Origin of the sequence: Proteus sp. FZP2095 (genome assembly GCF_023701425.1) — a bacterium.
Taxonomy (GTDB): Bacteria; Pseudomonadota; Gammaproteobacteria; order Enterobacterales; family Enterobacteriaceae; genus Proteus; species Proteus cibarius.
In genome coordinates this window covers 24,724-43,507 of record NZ_JAMQBJ010000004.1, presented here as the reverse complement: position 1 = coordinate 43,507, position 18,784 = coordinate 24,724, and the positions used below count along the sequence as shown (strand labels likewise).

Genomic DNA, 18,784 nt, shown 5'->3' with positions numbered 1-18,784 from the left:
GCCCCGTTTTGTTTCGGACTCAAACATCCTCTTTTCTACCTATTTTCCCAAAAAAGCATATTCGTCTACTAACTAACCAATAAACCAGTGATTAAGTAAAATTATCGACTTGTAAAAAAAAGGTTATTACCTAATCGATATCCTCTTTTTATTTTATGCATTTGTGCGATGGGTTTTGCTTGTTTTGTAAACAAATATTGACAGGTTTACATACTGATTTGTATCTAAATGTTAATTAAATAAACAATTATATTTTTTATTAATAATGTTAAGGTGGGTAATTATATCTTTATTTATCATAGGGTAACCTAGACTCATTCAGGGAAGGAATGTCTTTAAATGATGTTTTTTTATGAGAAAAATCGATTAAATTGACCATATTGTATCTATGGATATTGTTGTTGAGGTAAATGGTTAACAAATAATTATAATTATTAACAATGTAATGAACTATGATAATATCCACTTTTAAAGATACAAATTAATAACATTATAAATATAAATGGTAAATCCATTACTGAGGTAGAAGATGAAAATTTCAAGGAGAAAGCTGCTTTTAGGTGTTGGTGCTGCGGGTGTTTTAGCTGGTGGCGCTGCGTTAGTTCCAATGGTTCGCCGTGATGGCAAATTCGTTGAAACTAAATCTAGAGTATCATTTGTCGAAGGCACAGAGGGTGCTCTGCCTAAAGAGTCTGATGCAGTGATTATCGGTGCTGGTATCCAAGGTATCATGACCGCTATCAACCTTGCAGAACGTGGCATGAGTGTCACTATTTTAGAAAAAGGCGAGATTGGCGGTGAACAATCGGGCCGAGCATACAGCCAAATTATTAGTTATCAGACATCACCAGAAATTTTCCCATTACACCATTACGGGAAAATCTTATGGCGTGGAATGAACGAGAAAATTGGTGCCGATACCAGTTATCGCACACAAGGTCGTGTAGAAGCCCTTGCTGATGAAAAAGCGTTTGATAAAGCTCAAGCATGGATCAAAACAGCTAAAGAAACGGCTGGATTTGATACACCATTAAATACTCGCATTATTAAAGGTGAAGAGTTATCAAACCGTCTTGTTGGTGCCCAAACACCATGGACTGTTGCTGCTTTTGAAGAAGACTCAGGTTCTGTTGATCCAGAAACAGGAACACCTGCATTAGCTCGTTACGCTAAACAAATTGGCGTAAAAATCTACACCAACTGCGCTGTAAGAGGCATCGAAACTGCGGGTGGTAAAATTTCTGATGTTGTAACAGAAAAAGGCGCAATTAGAACATCTCACGTTGTTCTTGCGGGGGGTATTTGGTCACGTTTATTTATGGGTAACATGGGCATTGATATTCCAACGCTGAATGTTTACTTATCACAGCAACGTGTATCAGGTGTTCCGGGCGCACCTCGTGGCAATGTGCATTTACCAAATGGTATTCACTTCCGTGAACAAGCCGATGGTACTTATGCTGTCGCACCACGTATTTTCACAAGTTCTATCGTGAAAGATAGCTTCTTGTTAGGGCCTAAGTTCATGCATCTGTTAGGTGGTGGTGAGCTGCCATTAGAATTCTCTATCGGTGAAGACTTATTTAATTCATTCAAGATGGCAACATCTTGGAAATTAGATGAAAAAACACCGTTTGAACAATATCGTACAGCAACAGCAACACAAAATACTGAGCACTTAGATGCTGTATTCCAAAGAATGAAAGCGGAATTCCCAGTATTTGAAAAATCACAAGTCGTTGAACGTTGGGGAGCTGTTGTTAGCCCAACATTTGATGAATTACCAATTATTTCTGAGGTCAAAGAATACCCTGGTCTGGTTATCAATACCGCGACAGTATGGGGTATGACCGAAGGCCCAGCAGCAGGTGAAGTGACTGCTGATATCGTAACGGGCAAAAAACCAGTTATTGATCCAACGCCATTTAGTATGGATCGTTTTAAGAAATAAGTAACCCCTTGTTTTACTGTAAATTAAACATGTTAAGGAGTTTTCATGCGCTATAAAAGTTTACTTGTTGCCCTACCTTTTATTTTTGGTGTAGCAAGTGCGAATGCGGAGGGTGTTGTGCACCATAAATTAAACGGTATGCCTATTTCGGAGTCTGTTGAAGTTAGTGCAGGTAACAACCTTGTTTTCTTAAGTGGCAAAGTACCCGCTAAGAAATCAGCAGATGCGCCAGAAGGTGTATTAGCTTCTTATGGTAACACTGAAGAACAAACTATCAGTGTATTAGAGCAAATCAAAACTCATCTGAATGAACTTGGCTTAGACATGAAAGACGTTGTTAAAATGCAAGTCTTCTTAGTCGGTGGTGAAGAAACTAAAGGTGAGATGGACTTTAAAGGCTTTATGGACGGTTATTCTAAGTACTTTGATGCTTCGAAAACTGAACAACTGCCAGCTCGTTCAACGTTCCAAATCGCTAAACTGGCAAATCCAGCATGGCGTGTAGAAATTGAAGTCATCGCTGTCCGTCCTGCAAAATAAGAACGATAGCTTTTACTCAATTTTGAAGTAAAACATAATCGAATAAAACGCCAAAGAGGGGCAACTTTCTTTGGCGTTTTTTTATGGTATAGACATGTTATAGCTATATGTCTATATAAATGAGTTTTATAAACATATGAGTTGGGTTTCTAAAACACCCTATAACGATTTACCACTATTACCACCAGATCTATAATTAATTGAAATACGTAAATATTTATAAATTATGTCTTAGCTACTTTCACCTTGAATAAACTTCACTGGAATAACAGAGACGTTATCTGCTATTTCTTTATTCTCAATTAATGCACTAATCACTTCTACACTTTTTTCAGCCAGTTTTTCAAAGGGCTGTTCAATACAAGTTAATTGGCGCAGTGTCTGATTTAACCAAGGGCTTCCATCGTAAGCAACAATTTTTAATTGTTCTGGAATGGCAATATTTCGTCTTGTTGCTTCATTAAATAATGCCATTGCTGGAATATCAGCGGCAAAAATGGCATCAATATCTGAATACAAAGAAAGTATTTTTGTGGCAAAAGAGTGAAAATAATCTTTCTCTTCTTCCTTCCAATTTACTTTGCATGGAATAGGTTTAATACCTGCCTGAATAAGCGTTTCTTTAAAAGCTAAACAGCTTTGATATGAAGGTGTTGATGATAAATAACTTGAGTTATCTTCAATATAGAGGATTTTTTTGCAACTCTTTTGAATAAGGTGTTCTGCAGCTAATCGACCGCCAGTATGGTGATCAGAGCAAACCAATGGAATATCACGAAGATGACGATCTAGTGTTACCACAGGCTTTTTAATATGTTGATATTCTCTATCATCCAATAATAGATATTCTGCAATAATACCGTCGATCTGACCACGTTTGAGCATATCAAAAAATATACGTTCGCGTACTTTGCTATTTTGTGTTGCACATAACATCATGCTATAGCCATTTTCAGCGAGCTTATTTTCAATAAAACGTGTCACTGTCGCAAAATAAGGGTATTCAAGGCTATTAATAATGACACCAACAACGGCACTTTTCTGTTGATATAAATTTCTTAGCCAAGTATCAGGAATATAATCTAATTCCTCTACCGCTTTCTTTATTTTTTCTCGTGCAGCTTGAGATACATAACCACTGTTATTTAATGCTCTAGAAACAGTGCTTGCTGCGACATTGGCTTTTTTTGCGACATCACGGATCCCGGCCATTGAATATGCTGTGCTCCTTTTTATTAGTTGAATGCTTAATATATCTTAATCTGATTTATACAAAGCCATATTTAATGAGGTAATTGTGTTTTTTTAGTATGAGCTATTTCACATTTTTGTAGGTTAATGGCCTTATTCGCAATTTTAGTGTCTATAGTAACTTATATTAATTATGGAACAGTTCCATAAATACTAATTACCTTAGTGGGGTGAATATGTCTAATTCTTGGTGGAAAGAAGCGGTGGTCTATCAAATTTATCCTAAGAGTTATTATGATAGTAACGGGGATGGTGTTGGGGATTTAGCAGGGATCACAGAGAAATTAGATTATATTCAGTCACTCGGTACAAATGTTATTTGGTTATGCCCCATTTTTAAATCGCCAATGAAAGACAATGGTTATGATATTGCTGATTATTCTGTTGTCGATCCTATCTTTGGGGATAATAACGCGTTAGATAAGCTAATTAGCGAAGCTAAAAAACGTGATATTAAAATTCTATTAGATTTAGTATTAAATCACTCTTCTGATGAGCATCCATGGTTTAAAGCCGCAATTGAAGATCCAAATAGCCCATATGCCGATTACTATATATTTAAACAATGGGATAAGCCGACTCCTCCTAATAATTTACGTACTTATTTTGACTGCTCTGTTTGGAGTCGTGTTGGAAAAACAAATCGTTGGTATTTCAATTCATTTGGCCCTGAACAGCCGGACTTAAATTGGGAAAATCCACAATTACGTAAAGATATTATCAATATGATTAATGCCTGGATCAAAAAAGGTATTGCTGGATTTCGTATTGATGCGATTGGTAATTTAAAAAAATCCCCTGAAGCCTTATCTGAATATCAATTTGAACCCGATAAAGATGATGGTTCTGCATCTTTAGTACCTTGGGTTTTAAATCAACCTGGCATTGATAAGTTCTTAACTGAATTAGCTGAGAACACTTTTAAGCCAGCAAATAGTATGACAGTTGCTGAAATTGACGTGCCTGAAAAAGATTTACGTGCTTATGTTGGTGAGAATGGTTATTTCTCTATGGTATTCGATTTTAGTATTGCTGACTTAGACATTCGTAATGAGAAACCATTTACCATAAATCCAATCACAGGTGAAAGATTAAAACCTGTATTTATTAAAAGCCAATTAGATACTCAACGAGTAGGTTGGGGGGCACCTTATTTAGAAAATCACGATCAACCTCGTTCATTAAATAAATTTCTTCCTACAGGAGGCATTAATCCTATTAGTGCCAAAATGTTAGCGACATTTTTATTAACTCAACGAGGGACGCCTTTTATTTATCAAGGGCAAGAAATCGGCATGACAAATTGCCCTATGACATTAGAGGAACATGATGATTTACATGTGGTTAAATTGCATGAATGGGGCAAGAAATTAGGTTATAGCGATAAGCAAATTATAGAATACTTTAATAGCCGTAGTCGTGATAACTCAAGAACACCTTTCCAATGGAATAGTGAAATAAATGGTGGTTTTAGTACAGGTAAACCTTGGTTAAAAGTTAACCCTAACTATGTCGATATTAATGCGCAACAAGAAACGAACGATAAGCACTCTCTTTTCGCTTATTACCAACAATTAATTGCATTAAGACGACATTCAGAGATCAGTGATATTCTGATTTACGGTGAGTTTTTACCATTAGATTCACCAGAAAATGTGATTGCTTTTAAGCGTACTTATGAAGGCAACTCAGTCAATATTTACTGTAATTTTAGTGGTGAAGAAAAAACACTAACCATTAACGCTAAAAATATTTATTTGCATAACAGTCCAATAGTGGAAGATGGACAAGGCCATTTTATTCTTCAGCCTTATCAAGCAATTATATTTGCTTAATTTCCTCTATTTAATTGAAAATAAAGCGCCTTTATAGGGCGCTTTATTATTTGAGATTTTTATTTCATCCGCTTCAGCCAATCTGCAATAAATTCTGCAATAGCCTCAGGTGCGTTGATATCGAGTAATGGAAAATTGACGCTTAAATCGCAATCACTGGCGACGGCAATAACGTGCTCATCAAGTAAATCATTAAAATCACGGTTGTTGATATGGCGATAAAGGGCAATTTTAGGAATAGTTTCGCCTTTAAATCCTTCCACTAAGATTAAATCCAGCTTACTCGCATCAAAGCGAGATGCGAGGTAATACAAATCTAATTCTGGGATTTCTGGAGTTTCTGTCATTAATGCCCAACGTTGTTGGCTTGCGACTAATGTTTGGTCTGCTCCTGCTTTTCTAAGTTCGTAGCTGTCTTTTCCGGGTTTATCCACATCCATATCATGATGAGTGTGTTTGATCATACCTACACGAATTTCTCTTTTGCGTAATTGTGGAATAAGTTGTTTTAGGAGTGTCGTTTTACCCGTTCCACTCCATGCAGTGATCCCTAAAAGGGGTAAATCTACTTGTGCCATATTTTTCATTCCTATTTTTCTAATTTGTTGGCTTTTTCAATATCGTCAGGGGTATTTAAATTAATAAAAGCATTTGCTTGATCTGCAAATAAAACCGGGTGCGCATTTATCTGCTTCATAAACAACATTAATTTTCGATCACCTTGTGCTAAATAAGCTTCTAGCATAGGAATAATACGACGATTTAACAGTGCTAAGGTAGGATGCTCTCTTTCACCATCATCAACATAAACGGCTAATGCTTCTCCTCTTTGTTTATAGAGTTTTTCAACTAAATTAAGAGGAAAGTAGGGGACATCACAGGGTACAAAGGCAACCCAAGGTGTTGAGGCTTGCTTTAATAACGTAAGCATGCCAGCTAAAGGCCCTGAAAATCCCTCTATTTCATCGGTAATAACGGGATATTGGCTTTGGCGATATTGTTCTAAATTTCGGTTAGCACTAATCAGTATGCTATCAACTTGAGGTGCTAGTTTTTGGGCTATATGGTGGTATAAAGGCTGTCCATGTAGAATTTGAAGCCCTTTATCAGCACCTCCCATTCGTGTTGCTTGGCCACCCGCAAGTATACCACCTGTAATATTCTTCATTTTCATATTCAATATTTGTGAATAAATTGGCTAAAATTTCCGAACGATTTTTATCAAGTAAAGACGATATACTAATAAAAAATATCGACTTAATGAGATTTCATGTAAAGCGACAGCAATTTTTATCAAAAAAGCGTAATCTTTACGCATATTGACAGAGGTTTCCTTTTTCTATCGGATAATAATTGGTACTTTGTTGTTGTAATTAATAATAAGGATTTTTTGTATGAAATGTCACCGTCTTAATGAAGTTATGGAATTACTGCACCCAGTTTGGGAAGAAAATTCTGATTTAAACTTAGTTCAATTATTGCAGAAACTGGCTGATGAAGCGGGTTTTAAAGGTCAATTATCTGATCTGACTGATGATATTTTGATTTACCATCTGAAAATGCGCGGTTCAGCGCCGACAGATGTGATACCAGGACTGAAAAAAGATTACGAAGAAGATTTTAAAACCGCCATTTTACGTGCTCGTGGCGTGATTAAAGATTAAATTCAGGATAGAAAATGGAAATGTCTGCCTCATTTAATTTTCAGGGACTTTCACCTGATAACATTTGGGATGCGTTAGTTAAAATCGGTTTTTATCCTGAATCAGGGTTAACGGAATTAAATAGCTATGAAAATCGTGTTTTTCAATTTATGGATGAACATCGACAACGTTATGTGGTGAAATTTTATCGTCCACAACGTTGGTCGTATGAACAAATAAAAGAAGAACATGAATTTGCTTTAGCATTAAAGGAGGCTGAGGTATCTGTAGCTGCCCCTTTAATGATTAATAATGAGACAGTTCATTTTTCTGATGATGGCTTTTATTTTGCAATATTCCCCAGCATAGGGGGAAGAGCATATGAAACTGATAATTTATTTCAGCTAGAAGAAGTAGGACGCACATTAGGGCGCATTCATCAAATAGGCAGAAAAAAGAGTTATGAGTATCGACCAACAGTTTCTATTGCAGAATATCTGATAGCACCAAAATTGGAATTTGAAAGTAGTGCGTTAATTCCTAATAACCTCAAATCTCAATTTATAGAGGTTATAGATAAACTTATTTATGATGTGCGTCCTAGAATAGAGGACTCTACATGGCAAATATTACGGCTACATGGTGATTGCCATCCCGGTAATATATTGTGGCGTGATGAAGTTGTAATGGTTGATTTTGATGATTCCCGAATGGGACCTGCGGTACAAGACTTTTGGATGCTATTAAATGGCTCACGGCAAGAGCAGGTTATACAATTAGATACGATCCTTGAGTCTTATTATGAATACCAAGATTTTGATTTACGTGAATTGTCATTAATTGAACCACTAAGAGCGATGAGAATGGTGCATTACCTCGCATGGGTATTAAAACGCTGGAATGATCCTGCTTTCCCTCGCGCTTTTGTTTGGTTTAAAGAGCAAGATTTTTGGTTTAAACAATTAGCCTTATTCAAGGGACAAGTGGAGCAATTAAATGAGCCTCCTTTACAGCTTGGTCCAATGTATTAATTCTTAGGAGACGATGAGAAATGAAAAAGATTTGGCTGGCGTTAGCAAGTATGGTATTGGCATTCAGTGTTTCTGCTGCTGATATTTCTGAAGGGAAACAGTTTACTAACCTTTCTAAACCTGTTGCTTCGGCGCCTGATGTTGTTGAGTTTTTCTCTTTTTATTGCCCACACTGCTATCAATTCTCTGAAGTGTATAAAGTTAATAGCACTGTTGAAAAGAATGCACCTGAAAACACCAACATTGTCCGCTATCATGTTGATTTCTTAGGGCCTTTAGGTAAGGATTTAACACGTTCTTGGGCTGTTGCAATGGCATTGGGTGTTGAAGATCAAGTTTCTCCAGTTTTATTTAAAGGAATTCAAGAGACTCAATCTATCCGTTCTGTTGACGATATCCGTAATGCCTTTATTAACGCTGGCGTTAAAGGCGAAGATTATGATGCTGCAATGAATAGCTTTGTGGTGAATTCTTTAGTTAGCCAACAACAAAATGCTGTCGCTGATTTTCAAATCAATGGTGTTCCTGCCATGATAATTGGCGGTAAATATAAAATGAAAAATGATGGTATCAGTGCAAAATCACCAGAAGAGTATGCAAAAACATATTCTGATATTGTGAATCAATTATTGCTGAAAAAATAATATAGGCTTAATCTTTTCCTATATGGACTAAGTAAAAGTATATAGATTTTTATATGAGAAATAGCACTCAAGAAATAGGAGTGCTATTTTTTTTACTTTCATATTTTTGTCATAATATAACTATCCACATTAATAAAAAATACTAAGATTAATTTATAATATCTTAATGAATTCTCTAAGTGATTGATTTTTTAATTATGTTAATAAATTGAAAAGAAGCTTAACTTATTAATATAGAGAGGGTTACAAAACTACTCACAGAGTTATCCACAGGTTGTTTTGATACTGGTTAAAAAAATAAAGTCTGAGAGGAAAAAGATGACACTAATATGACCTTTAATATTAATGATGAGTAAATGGCCCTATCTTAAATGCTTTATAAATAAAGTGGTCTGTTTGCTTTTTAGTCTTTATTTATAATTAGAATCAGATTAATGGGAGTGGTTTCTGATAAAAAAGTACTTTAATAAATATTAATTTATCATTCATACTTATTTTTCTGTTAAGTTCGGCTAATAATAAATAATTGAGTATTTAAGCCGAATTTCTGAATTTAAGAACAGGTAATATTCGTCTATTGGGCTGTGATGTGGCATTCTAGTCATATCAACGAACCTCAGAACAATGATGAACAGATTATGGTCCAGATAGCAGAAAACCCCTTTATCCTTGTAGATGGCTCCTCATATCTTTATCGCGCCTATCATGCATTTCCACCGCTAACCAATAGCCAAGGTGAGCCAACTGGTGCGATGTATGGTGTGTTGAACATGTTACGTAGCCTGATAATACAGTATAAACCAAGCCATGTTGCGGTTGTGTTTGACGCTAAAGGTAAAACATTCCGTGATGAATTGTATGAGGAGTATAAATCTAATCGTCCTCCAATGCCGGATGATTTACGTGAGCAGATAGCGCCTTTACATGAGATGGTGCAAGCAATGGGTTTACCCTTGTTATCTATTTCAGGCGTAGAAGCGGATGACGTTATTGGCACATTGGCACTAAAAGCAGCGGCTGATGGACGTGATGTCCTAATAAGTACTGGTGATAAAGATATGGCGCAATTAGTGACGCCAAAGATCACGCTTATTAACACCATGACCAACGTTATTTTAGGCCCCGATGAAGTTAAAGAGAAATATGGCGTTCCTCCTGAACTGATTATTGATTTCCTCGCATTAATGGGTGATTCATCAGATAACATTCCTGGTGTTCCGGGGGTGGGTGAGAAAACCGCATTAGGCCTTTTACAAGGGCTTGGTAGTTTAGATGATATCTATCAACAGCTTGATAATATCGCAACCTTGAGTTTCCGTGGCGCTAAAACACTGGGCGCAAAAATGGCGGAACATGAGAAAGTAGCAAAACTTTCTTATAAGCTGGCAACGATTAAAACAGATGTTGAACTCGATAAAACATTTGATGATTTAGTGGTTAATGAGCCAAATTTAGATCAATTATTAGATATGTTCACGCGTTATGAATTTAAACGCTGGATAAGTGATCTTCAGAATGGTGGCTGGTTAGCACAACGTAGTACACACAAAATCGCAGTGCCTTACACCTCCGAAGTTGTAAAATCCAAGGAAGTACCTGTGTCAGCTAATTTCCCTGTTATTACACAGGAAAATTATGAAGCTGTTTTAACACACGAAAGCTTAGCGCGATGGGTTGAACTCCTCAAAAAGGCATCAGCATTTGCATTCGATACAGAAACCGACAGCTTAAATAATATTGATGCTCGCTTAGTAGGATTGTCATTTGCTATTGAGCCGGGTAAAGCCGCTTATATTCCACTGCGTCATGAGTATTTAGATGCACCAGACCAGCTTCCGGTTAATGATGTGCTCACGGCATTAAAACCCATTTTAGAAGATAAAAATATTCTAAAAATTGGGCAGAACTTGAAGTTTGACCGCGGCATTATGGAAAATGAAGGTATCGCATTAAACGGTATTCATTTTGATACGATGTTGGAATCTTACGTATTAAATAGCGTAGGTAATCGACATGATATGGATACGTTGGCTGAAAAACATTTAAACCATAAAACCACCACATTTGAAGAGATAGCGGGTAAAGGTAAAGGCCAACTGACTTTTAACCAAATTGAGGTTGAGCAAGCGACGTTATATGCAGCTGAAGATGCGGATATCACTTTATTACTTCATCAAGCGTTGTATCCTCAAATAGAAGCCATTAAGCCTCTTAAACATGTTTACCGCGATATCGAAATGCCACTAGTTCCTGTGCTTTCTAGGATGGAACGCAAAGGGGTATTAATTGATGCTCAAGTGCTAGCGGTTCAATCTCAAGAGATTACACAACGTTTAGCTGAAATTGAAAAAGAGACATTTGCGTTAGCGGGACAAGAGTTTAATCTCTCTTCACCTAAACAGTTACAAGAAATTTTATTTGATAAGCTGCAATTACCCGTTATCAAGAAAACCCCGAAAGGGGCACCGTCCACCAATGAAGAAGTATTGGAAGAATTAGCACACAGTCATGAATTACCTCGCTTAATTTTAGAGCATCGTGGTCTTGCGAAACTAAAATCAACCTATACTGATAAATTGCCATTGATGGTGAATAGTAAGACGAAGCGTGTACATACTTCATATCATCAAGCGGTAACGGCAACGGGGCGTTTATCTTCTCGCGATCCGAATCTTCAAAATATCCCAGTGAGAAATGAAGAAGGACGTAGAATTCGCCAAGCATTTATTGCGCGTGAAGGTTTTAAAATTGTCGCTGCCGACTATTCACAAATTGAATTACGGATCATGGCGCATTTATCGCAAGATAAAGGTTTGTTAGATGCCTTTGCTCAAGGTAAAGATATTCACCGTGCCACTGCATCTGAAGTATTCGGCATACCTTTAGAGGAAGTGACCTCTGAACAACGTCGTAGTGCGAAAGCGATCAACTTTGGTCTTATTTATGGCATGAGTGCATTTGGCTTATCACAACAAATTGGTGTTGAGAGAAGAGAAGCTCAGCGTTATATGGATCTCTATTTTGAGCGTTACCCTGGCGTATTAGATTATATGGAACGCACACGTAAGCAAGCTTCTGAACAAGGCTATGTTGAAACGTTAGATGGTCGTCGTCTCTATTTACCAGAAATTAATTCAAAAAATGCTATTCGTCGTAAAGCTTCAGAGCGTGAGGCAATCAATGCCCCAATGCAAGGTACTGCTGCTGATATCATCAAAAAAGCGATGATTGCTGTTGATAACTGGATTTGCAGTGAATGCCCTGATGATGTGCATATGATTATGCAAGTGCACGATGAATTGGTATTTGAAGTGCGAGAGTCTTATTTAGAGAACGCAAATATCATGATCCACAAATTAATGGAAAGCAGTATGGAATTAGCTATTCCGTTAAAAGTTGAAGTGGGTGTCGGTAATAATTGGGATGAAGCACACTAGTTTTTAAACACTATTTTTAACTAGAAAAGGGCACAGGATTGTGCCCTTTTTTGTTTATGCTTTGCTGTTTGGAGCAAGTTCTGACTCTTCAAATTCAAGAAAGTCTTCATGCAAACCTTGGATTAACCTATCTGTTGTGGTGCCTTTGTTATCGAGTTCCATCAAAGACCAACCCACGTTATCATTCACGTCATAAAGATAGCTTTGATCAAGCATATCAATTACTTTTCCAATGATTGATTTACCATAGAAATGCAGTAATTCCTTCAGTTCTTGCTCATCAAATTGGGAAGCTAGCTTTTGATATACTTCGGGTGCTTCATCAGAGTAAATATCCATTTCACTGAGATTTCCTTCAACATCACGATAGATATCGGTGAACCCTTTTAACACAAGGAAGCGTGCAAATTGTGGGATGTTTTCTTGTAATTCACTATTTGCCCATGATTTTGGGTTTGTTGCACCGGCGGCTTTGAGTTGTTCACATAAATCCTTAAATCGACTGTTTTCCATTTTTTCCTCAAGTGATTTACTGGTGAGATTTTAAATCTATTGTATAAGGGATGGAGAGAAAAACAGCGAGAATTTATCTGTATTAGGATATAAAAAAAGAAAAGCTCGGTTAATTACCGAGCTTTTTTATGTCAAAACTTATCAAAATGTGAAAAAGAGATAAGTGAATAATTAAGCAACTTGTGAGTCGATCAGTTTGCTCAATTTCTTCTGTTTTTTCTCAATACGTTGACGTTTTAACGGAGATAAATGGTCAATAAAGAGTTTGCCATCAAGATGGTCTAACTCATGTTGAATACAGCCTGCAAACAAATCAGAGGCTTCAAGTTCAATTTCATCACCATTTCTATCTAATGCCTTGACCTTTAAGAAGCGGTAACGCTCTGTTGGGGCAAAAGAATCTGGAATAGATAGACACCCATCCATCATATCCATCACTTCATCTTCAGTGCTGATAATTTCAGGATTGATAAGTGCAATCGGTTGATCTCGGTTTTCAGAAACATCAATTACAACAATGCGTTTAGATACATTAACCTGAGGTGCCGCTAAGCCAATACCTCGTTCTGCATACATGGTTTCAATCATGTCATCGATTAATGTGCGTATTTCGTCATCTACTTTTTCCACTGGTACTGCGACTCTGCGCAGACGCTCATCTGGAAAACGCAGGAGCGTTAATACAGCCATGGATACCTCATTTTATCGCTAATTACATATTTACTACGGTCTCGCGATAAGCGTATCACAAAATCATTAAGGATAAACCGCACCTTTTGTGTGATTTGTTCTATTTTTAATCATATTCACGTAAGTGATTAAAGTCTCATAATTATGTAATTAAACTACATTTATTTATGGTTTGAATACATAAATACACAGCTGAATCGTGTCTGCATGTGAAAAAAAATTACAAAAGGGCTTTTATTAACCAATAAAATAGAGTACATTATCTCTCGTAGGGTACAGAGGTAAGATGTTCTATCTTTCAGACCTTTTACTTCACGTAATCGGATTTAGCTGAATATTAGCTGCCCCAGTCGACTTTATTTCGACTGGGGCATTTTTTTGCCTAAAATTCACTGGAGTGGTTTGTGCGAGAAGTGAAAGGGAAAGTGATTTCCCTTTTATCAATAGAAGAACAGAACGCTATCGTTGAGAAAAAAGAAGATAATTAAGCGTTGTCATCATTTGTAGGTTGTTCTTCTGAACCTGAAAACCATTCATTAAGTGTGTTACGTAGCTTATCAATACCGATTTTTTTCAATGATGAAAAATATTCTACGCGGATATCGCCCACTTTATTTGCCAGCTCTTCACGTACGCTCATTAACTGCTTTTTACGCGCACCTGATGCGAGTTTATCTGCTTTAGTCAGTAAAACGAGAGTAGGAAGCTCTGAGCCTACAGCCCAGTCAATCATTTGCATATCGAGATCTTTTAATGGATGACGAATATCCATTAAAATAACGACACCTTTTAGGCATTCTCTTTTTTGTAAGTATTCACCTAAAGAGCGTTGCCATTTACGTTTCATTTCTTCAGGAACTTGAGCATAGCCGTAGCCGGGTAAATCGACTAAGCGTAAACCTTCTTCAATTTGGAAAAGGTTGATTAATTGAGTACGGCCTGGCGTTTTACTGGTTCTGGCTAATCCATTTTGTTGGGTTAACGCATTTAAAGCACTGGATTTACCGGCATTAGAGCGACCCGCAAAGGCAATTTCAATTCCTGTATCTAGTGGTAAATGGCGGATATCAGGCGCACTGATAATGAAATGTGCTTTTTGGTAGTTAAATTGGGCCATTATGGTATAAACCTCTCTGAAATAATGCGGCTTTTCATGCATACTTATTTCAATTTTGCATGAAAATGAATATCTAAAATATTTATTTGCTCTATTTTGGCGCAATTTAATGACTTATAACAGTGCTTAAAAATTAAAATTTACCCTGTTATAACGTAATTAGACTTATTGAGCGTAAATAAAGGTAAATGATTGGCACTATTTACCTCAGCGAATTAGAATCGCTGCATATTAAGTAAGTTGTAGACTATTAAAGTAAAGGATCCCTGCATGTTAAAACGTTTTCTTGTCACCTTCGTTACCGCTTGCACTTTAACAACAGCGACTTTTGCAATGGCAACGGGAGAAACCTTCGTTAAATTAGTCACCTCTGAAGGCAATATTGAAATATCACTGGATAATAAAAAAGCCCCCATTACAACGAAAAATTTTATTCAGTATGTCGAAGATGGGTACTATAACGGCACCACTTTTCATCGTGTTATTCCTGGTTTTATGGTTCAAGGCGGTGGTTTTACTGCTGATTTACAGCAAAAACAAACCAGAGCGCCAATTAAAAATGAAGCCGATAATGGATTGCGCAATGTAAAAGGTTCTATTGCCATGGCGCGCACGTCAGATAAAGACAGCGCAACCAGCCAGTTCTTTATTAATGTGGCTGACAATGCATTTTTAGATCACGGCCAACGTGATTTTGGCTATGCCGTATTTGGTAAAGTTGTGAAAGGAATGGATGTAGTCGATAAAATTTCACAAACTCCAACTCGTAACATTGGGCCTTACCAAAATGTGCCAGTAAAAACGGTTACTATTTTATCTGCGGAAGTCGTAAAACAATAAACGCATTATTAGAATAGGATATCTACTTATTCTAATAAGATAAAATGCATATAAACCGGAATGAGTGTTTTCATTCCGGGTTTTTTAGTACGAAAAAAATATTTTTTATCCTTCCTTTTTTCGTGTGATCTCCTGCAATAAGTATTCACTACGCTATTAATCACTCTATTCATCATCAATTACCGTCATTCTTGTTATTGCGCAATAAATCAGCAGGTTTTCTTGCTTACTATTCATATTTTATACCTGTGCTATGATAATCGGCTTTGTTGTACCCAAGTCGGTTAAACAACGAACTATTTTGGCAAATCTACACTCGCTTTAAAATAGTAATAAAATAGATAATGATAAGAAAATCAGTCGGATAGGCTAATATGCTGTTACTTATTGATAATTACGACTCGTTTACCTACAACCTCTATCAGTATTTCTGTGAATTGGGTGCTGAGGTTGTTGTTAAGCGTAACGATGAGATCGGACTTAAAGAGATAGAAAAGATGATGCCAGCACATCTTGTTATCTCGCCAGGACCTTGTACTCCTGATGAAGCAGGGATCTCTCTTGAGGCTATACAGCGGTTTGCCGGTGAAATTCCTATTCTTGGGGTTTGTCTTGGACATCAAGCGATAGGGCAAGCTTTCGGTGCATCGGTTATCAGAGCACGAGAAGTGATGCATGGTAAAAATTCATTAATACATCATAATCAACAAGGTGTTTTTAAGGGACTTAATAGACCTTTAAGTGTGACGCGTTACCACTCTTTGGTGATTGACGCGACAACATTACCAGTACCTTTTGAAGTGACGGCATGGAGCCAACATGATGGAAATGTTGATGAAATTATGGGAATTCGCCATCGTACACTGCCAATTGAAGGGGTTCAATTTCACCCGGAAAGTATTTTAAGTGAACAAGGACATGAGCTATTAAATAATTTCCTTAAATATTAAATGGATAGTATTTAAATAGCGAAATAACGTCTTTTTATACAAAACCACATTTGATTTTTTATTCATATTTAGTGATTATATTTTCATATTGAATATGGATAACGATCAGGTGGGGTAATGACAAATCAAAGCATCAATAGGGCAACATACGATCAAGTAATGTTGCCAATTTATTCACCCGCAGAATTTATTCCTGTCAAAGGGATGGGTAGCCGTGTTTGGGATCAGCAAGGAAAATCGTATATCGATTTTGCTGGTGGTATTGCGGTTTTAGCACTAGGGCATGCTCATCCAGCTCTAAATCAAGCCTTGAAAGAACAAAGTGAGCAACTTTGGCACGTCAGTAATATTTTTACGAATGAACCTGCATTACGTTTAGCACAAAAATTAATAGATAACACATTTGCAGAACGTGTCTTTTTTGCCAATTCGGGCGCAGAAGCAAATGAAGCCGCATTTAAATTGGCTCGCCATTATGCCATTACTCGTCATAGCCCTTATAAAACTAAAATTATTGCCTTTCACAATGCATTTCATGGCAGAACGCTGTTTACAGTATCGGTTGGTGGACAACCTAAATATGCGGATGGTTTTGGTCCTAAGCCTGCCGATATCGTACATGTACCGTTTAATGATTTAGATGCTGTTAAAGCGGTTATGGATGACCACACTTGTGCCGTTATTTTAGAGCCAGTTCAAGGTGAAGGTGGCGTAACAGCGGCAACACCTGAGTTTATGAGAGGGCTACGTGAGCTGTGTGATAAGCATCAAGCTCTACTTGTTCTTGATGAAGTACAAACAGGTATGGGGCGTACAGGTAAACTGTTTGCCTATATGAACTATGATGTGACACCAGACATTATTACAACCGCAAAAGCGCTGGGAAGCGGTTTTCCACTTAGTGCGATGTTAACAACATATGAGATAGCTTCCGCAATGGGGGTTGGAACGCATGGTACAACCTATGGTGGCAATCCATTAGCTTGTGCAGTGGGCAATGTCGCATTTGATTTAATTAATACACCTGAGGTACTTGAGGGGGTAGAAAAGCGCTATCAATGGATTGTGGATGAACTGGCGGCAATCAATCAAACGTACCATGTCTTTTCGCAAATCCGTGGACAAGGTTTATTGATAGGAGCGCAATTAGCGCCACAATATGAAGGTAAAGCCAAAGAATTACTCGGTCTTGCTACTAAACATGGCTTAATGATGTTAAATGCAGGGGCTGATGTGATGCGTTTTACACCGTCGTTAATTATTACTCAAGAAGAACTGCAAGAAGGAATGGTGGCATTGAAAGCGGCTATTGCAGAATTTGTAAAAGGATAGTATCAACTGAAAACCCCATCAGCGAGGATGGGGTTTTCACAAAAAGTATATCAATAGCCCTGTTATGGGCTATTGTTTGTTTCGAGCGGGAAAACTTAGCGAGTCCCGTAAACGACGATAGTTTTACCGTGTGCGGAGATCAAGTTTTGATCTTCCAGCATTTTCAGAATACGGCCTACAGTTTCGCGTGAACAACCAACGATTTGACCAATTTCCTGACGTGTAATTTTAATTTGCATGCCATCAGGATGTGTCATTGCATCGGGTTGTTTTGCTAAGTTTAATAAGGTTTGTGCAATACGGCCTGTTACATCAAGGAAAGCAAGGTTACCTACTTTTTCTGATGTTGTTTGTAATCTGTTCGCCATTTGAGCAGAAAGGCGCATCAGAATATCAGGGTTAACCTGAATTAATTGGCGGAATTTTTTATAGGAAATTTCTGCTACTTCACAGGCTGTTTTTGCTCGAACCCATGCACTACGTTCTTGATCTTCTTCAAATAATCCAAGTTCACCGATGAAATCCCCCTGGTTTAGGTAGGAGAGGATCATTTCTTTTCCTTCTTCATCTTTAATAAGAACAGCCACGGAACCTTTAACAATATAATAAAGTGTTTCCGCTTTCTCACCTTGGTGGATCAGCGTGCTCTTGGATGGATATTTGTGAATATGGCAGTGTGACAAAAACCATTCAAGAGTCGGGTCTGTTTGCGGCTTGCCGAGAACCATTCGCGTTATCCTCTGTACGTTAAATGCAGCCTTTCAAAACGGATAGGTTCCCTTTTGAGACAGCGTGCTTAAAAATCCTATCTTTACCTATTAACTTCCTGAGAACACGGTCAGTTAATATGGAGTAGATTATAATAAATGAGAAAATAATGCATTGATCTTAACCACTATCATCAAGCAGATATTGTTTTTAACACAATTAGTGCATTAAGTCTCGTTTTACGCAGTCAGCATAATAAACCTATTTGCTAATTGCTAGTTGAATTATGAGAATGTACTCTT

At 37.3% G+C, this 18,784-nt stretch carries 18 protein-coding genes; 11 read left to right on the top strand and 7 right to left on the bottom strand.

The genetic code is table 11. From position 1 onward, the window contains the following. Positions 1-529: 529 nt before the first annotated feature. Positions 530-1,951: an NAD(P)/FAD-dependent oxidoreductase gene (locus tag NBG71_RS14960; RefSeq protein ID WP_075673337.1), complete on the top strand. Its 1,422-nt coding sequence runs from the start codon at positions 530-532 to the stop codon at positions 1,949-1,951. A 45-nt stretch (positions 1,952-1,996) separates the two neighbouring features. Further along, positions 1,997-2,491, top strand: a complete 495-nt coding sequence (locus tag NBG71_RS14955; RefSeq protein ID WP_069369589.1) for a RidA family protein — start codon at positions 1,997-1,999, stop codon at positions 2,489-2,491. 231 nt (positions 2,492-2,722) lie between these two features. Here the strand turns inward: NBG71_RS14955 and NBG71_RS14950 are convergent, their stop codons facing one another. Next, complete coding sequence (locus NBG71_RS14950) at positions 2,723-3,703, bottom strand: LacI family DNA-binding transcriptional regulator (RefSeq protein ID WP_156734286.1); 981 nt, start codon at positions 3,701-3,703, stop codon at positions 2,723-2,725. Between the two features lie 215 nt (positions 3,704-3,918). Between NBG71_RS14950 and NBG71_RS14945 the strand changes: the two genes are divergently transcribed. Further along, complete coding sequence (locus tag NBG71_RS14945; protein WP_250916977.1) at positions 3,919-5,577, top strand: glycoside hydrolase family 13 protein; 1,659 nt, start codon at positions 3,919-3,921, stop codon at positions 5,575-5,577. A 59-nt stretch (positions 5,578-5,636) separates the two neighbouring features. Here NBG71_RS14945 and mobB read toward each other — a convergent pair whose 3' ends face one another. Both mobB and mobA read right to left on the bottom strand, forming a co-directional pair. Continuing rightward, positions 5,637-6,155 (bottom strand): molybdopterin-guanine dinucleotide biosynthesis protein MobB, encoded by a 519-nt coding sequence (mobB, locus tag NBG71_RS14940; RefSeq protein WP_075673334.1) that lies wholly within the window; start codon positions 6,153-6,155, stop codon positions 5,637-5,639. Positions 6,156-6,166: 11 nt separating this feature from the next. After that, positions 6,167-6,751: a molybdenum cofactor guanylyltransferase MobA gene (gene mobA / locus NBG71_RS14935; RefSeq protein WP_075673333.1), complete on the bottom strand. Its 585-nt coding sequence runs from the start codon at positions 6,749-6,751 to the stop codon at positions 6,167-6,169. Positions 6,752-6,971: 220 nt separating this feature from the next. On the opposite strand from mobA, the gene NBG71_RS14930 reads away from it, so the two are divergent. From NBG71_RS14930 to polA, 4 genes are all read left to right on the top strand, one after another. Next, positions 6,972-7,241: a YihD family protein gene (locus NBG71_RS14930; RefSeq protein ID WP_075673332.1), complete on the top strand. Its 270-nt coding sequence runs from the start codon at positions 6,972-6,974 to the stop codon at positions 7,239-7,241. 14 nt (positions 7,242-7,255) lie between these two features. After that, complete coding sequence (locus tag NBG71_RS14925) at positions 7,256-8,251, top strand: serine/threonine protein kinase (RefSeq protein WP_075673331.1); 996 nt, start codon at positions 7,256-7,258, stop codon at positions 8,249-8,251. A gap of 20 nt (positions 8,252-8,271) precedes the next feature. Continuing rightward, positions 8,272-8,895: a thiol:disulfide interchange protein DsbA gene (dsbA, locus tag NBG71_RS14920; protein ID WP_075673330.1), complete on the top strand. Its 624-nt coding sequence runs from the start codon at positions 8,272-8,274 to the stop codon at positions 8,893-8,895. A gap of 638 nt (positions 8,896-9,533) precedes the next feature. Beyond that, positions 9,534-12,332, top strand: a complete 2,799-nt coding sequence (polA, locus tag NBG71_RS14915; RefSeq protein ID WP_250916976.1) for a DNA polymerase I — start codon at positions 9,534-9,536, stop codon at positions 12,330-12,332. 54 nt (positions 12,333-12,386) lie between these two features. Here polA and NBG71_RS14910 read toward each other — a convergent pair whose 3' ends face one another. Together NBG71_RS14910 and def are read right to left on the bottom strand one after the other, a co-directional pair. Continuing rightward, a complete protein-coding gene (locus tag NBG71_RS14910) occupies positions 12,387-12,845 on the bottom strand; it encodes a hypothetical protein (protein WP_196576348.1) in 459 nt (152 codons plus the stop codon). A gap of 171 nt (positions 12,846-13,016) precedes the next feature. After that, positions 13,017-13,535, bottom strand: a complete 519-nt coding sequence (gene def / locus NBG71_RS14905; protein WP_075673328.1) for a peptide deformylase — start codon at positions 13,533-13,535, stop codon at positions 13,017-13,019. 286 nt (positions 13,536-13,821) lie between these two features. Between def and spfP the strand changes: the two genes are divergently transcribed. Further along, positions 13,822-13,869, top strand: coding sequence for a small protein SpfP (gene spfP, locus NBG71_RS18955; protein WP_438361642.1), 48 nt, complete (start codon positions 13,822-13,824; stop codon positions 13,867-13,869). 150 nt (positions 13,870-14,019) lie between these two features. Here the strand turns inward: spfP and yihA are convergent, their stop codons facing one another. Continuing rightward, the gene (yihA, locus tag NBG71_RS14900; protein ID WP_075673327.1) at positions 14,020-14,652 is read right to left on the bottom strand and encodes a ribosome biogenesis GTP-binding protein YihA/YsxC; all 633 of its coding nucleotides are present in this window, start codon (positions 14,650-14,652) and stop codon (positions 14,020-14,022) included. A gap of 270 nt (positions 14,653-14,922) precedes the next feature. On the opposite strand from yihA, the gene ppiA reads away from it, so the two are divergent. The 3 genes from ppiA to argD all read left to right on the top strand — a co-directional run bounded on the left by ppiA (position 14,923) and on the right by argD (position 17,774). Then, positions 14,923-15,492, top strand: a complete 570-nt coding sequence (ppiA, locus tag NBG71_RS14895; RefSeq protein ID WP_072064793.1) for a peptidylprolyl isomerase A — start codon at positions 14,923-14,925, stop codon at positions 15,490-15,492. A gap of 374 nt (positions 15,493-15,866) precedes the next feature. Further along, positions 15,867-16,442, top strand: coding sequence for an aminodeoxychorismate synthase component II (locus tag NBG71_RS14890; protein ID WP_036933913.1), 576 nt, complete (start codon positions 15,867-15,869; stop codon positions 16,440-16,442). Positions 16,443-16,559: 117 nt separating this feature from the next. Continuing rightward, complete coding sequence (gene argD, locus NBG71_RS14885) at positions 16,560-17,774, top strand: bifunctional acetylornithine/succinyldiaminopimelate transaminase (RefSeq protein ID WP_075673326.1); 1,215 nt, start codon at positions 16,560-16,562, stop codon at positions 17,772-17,774. A gap of 95 nt (positions 17,775-17,869) precedes the next feature. Here argD and crp read toward each other — a convergent pair whose 3' ends face one another. Continuing rightward, entirely contained in the window at positions 17,870-18,502 is a 633-nt protein-coding gene (gene crp / locus NBG71_RS14880) for a cAMP-activated global transcriptional regulator CRP (protein ID WP_004246872.1), read from the bottom strand. Positions 18,503-18,784: the final 282 nt, after the last annotated feature.